A 1,911-nucleotide genomic window follows, 5' to 3' on the forward strand; every position below is an offset into this window, starting at 1 on the left:
TCATAAAAATCAATACGGGATGCGGGAAACTCAGCGGCTTTAGCCCTGAGAGGGAAGCGGAGCGGGGGACTTCAGTCCCCGTGTTCTTTCTTTCTTAATTAGCACAATGATGCGGATCTTCTATGTATTTTTTCACAACTTCACTACTAATATTGCCTGCGGTACTAACAAAATAGCTGCTCGTCCACAAAGACGGCAGCTTTTTTAATTCTGGGAACTGGGCCCTTAAATGATGACTAGAACGTCCTTTGAACGCCTTAACGACCAGCGCAGGAGTATCCATCGGATTGACGGCGACGAATAAATGTACGTGATCTGGTGCCACTTCTAAAGCTAGAATATCCCAACCTTTCTCAGTCGAAAGCGCTAAAAACAGCTCTCGCAGTCTAGTTGCTACGTCTCCCACTAGAACTTTCTTGCGACGCTTGGGAATGAAGACGAAGTGATAATTGAGTAAGAATTTGACGTGGTTGTGAGTCTTGTACTCTGGAAGAGGCAACATAAACTTTTGTTGTTATCGCTTAATTTATCCACTATATCCAGTTAAACTAAATAAATCAACTAATTTACAGAAAAAAGAGGTGGCTAAGGTCAAAAAAATGATGGGAGTACAGCAAGTATTGTTGTCTCCCACCAAAGAAGTTGAAGCAGTATTAAACTACCTTTGTCGGCAATCTGGCAAACTTTATAATAGTGCCGTCTATTTGGCTCGCCAAACCTTTTTCAAAACGGGCAGGTTGCTGACCGGAAAATTTGACTTATCTTTTGAACCGTCAATTGCAAAGTCGATGGTTGCTAAGTCGCTGCCTTCAACGCCTATGCAACAAACTTTGATGTCGGTTACGGAGGCGTTTAAAAGCTTCAAAGAGTTAAAAGCTTTGTATAGCAAAGGTCAATTGCACTTTAGACCCAAGCCTCCGAGCTATTTAACAGGTTCTAAGTTATTTAAAGTCGCTTATCCAAATTCTGGTGGATTAAAGCCAGCGCTTGTCGGCGACCAATTGAGATTTTCCCTGGGTTTAACAGTACGGCGCTGGTTCGGGATTTCTGAATTCTTTCTACCCATGTCGTCAAACATTGACTACTCAAAGGTTAAAGAGTTCACGATTCTCCCGAAGAATGGTGCTTTCTACTTGGAGATGTCTTATGAAGTAGAATGCCAGCAGCACACTTTAGATTACACCCAAGCGCTGTCAATTGATTTGGGAATTGCTGACAATTTAGCAGCCTGTGTGGACACCCTGGGAAATTCTTTCTTGATTGATGCTCGTGCCATGAAAGCTATGAATCAGCTATGGAATAAAAAAGTAGCAACTAGAAAGGAAGGAAAGCCCGCTGGTTACTGGGACAACTGGCTAGACCGTGTAACTCGCAAGCGTAATCACCAGATGCGCGATGGTATAAACAAAGCTGCGAAGCTGATTGTTTCCCACTGCTTACAGCATGGGATTGGTAATCTAGTAATTGGATGGAACCAAGGTTTTAAATCTAATGCCGATATGGGTAAGCTGAACAATCAGAGATTTGTTCAAATGCCATTAGGAAAGCTGAAACATCGACTAAACCAATTGTGCGATTTGCACGCCATTAAGTTTACGGAAACCGAAGAAGCATATACGTCCAAAAGTAGTTTTCTTGATGGAGACTCCCTGCCCAGCTACGGTGAAAAACCGCCTGAGTGGAAAGCATCTGGAAAACGAATTAAACGTGGTTTGTATCGCTCTGCCGATGGAACTGTAATCAACGCAGATTTAAATGGCGCGGCTAACATTCTCAGAAAAGTAGCTAGTAAGTTAAGTGTAAATCTTGACCGACTAGGTAGACGGTGTTTGACCACCGTAGCGAGAATTAGGCTTTGGTAATAACTAAAGTCAATCTGTCAGCAGAATCTCAGTGGCTTTAGCCCTGAGA

2 protein-coding genes are annotated in these 1,911 nt (G+C 42.8%); one reads left to right on the forward strand and one right to left on the reverse strand.

Going from position 1 to position 1,911, the window contains the following annotated elements; all coding sequences use genetic code 11:
• Positions 1-94: 94 nt before the first annotated feature.
• Complete coding sequence (gene tnpA, locus QUA36_RS31120; RefSeq protein ID WP_333460153.1) at positions 95-502, reverse strand: IS200/IS605 family transposase; 408 nt, start codon at positions 500-502, stop codon at positions 95-97.
• Between the two features lie 79 nt (positions 503-581).
• On the opposite strand from tnpA, the gene QUA36_RS31125 reads away from it, so the two are divergent.
• Complete coding sequence (locus QUA36_RS31125) at positions 582-1,862, forward strand: transposase (RefSeq protein WP_333460154.1); 1,281 nt, start codon at positions 582-584, stop codon at positions 1,860-1,862.
• Positions 1,863-1,911: the final 49 nt, after the last annotated feature.

The organism is Microcoleus sp. Pol10D4 (assembly GCF_036701555.1).
GTDB lineage: Bacteria > Cyanobacteriota > Cyanobacteriia > Cyanobacteriales > Microcoleaceae > Microcoleus.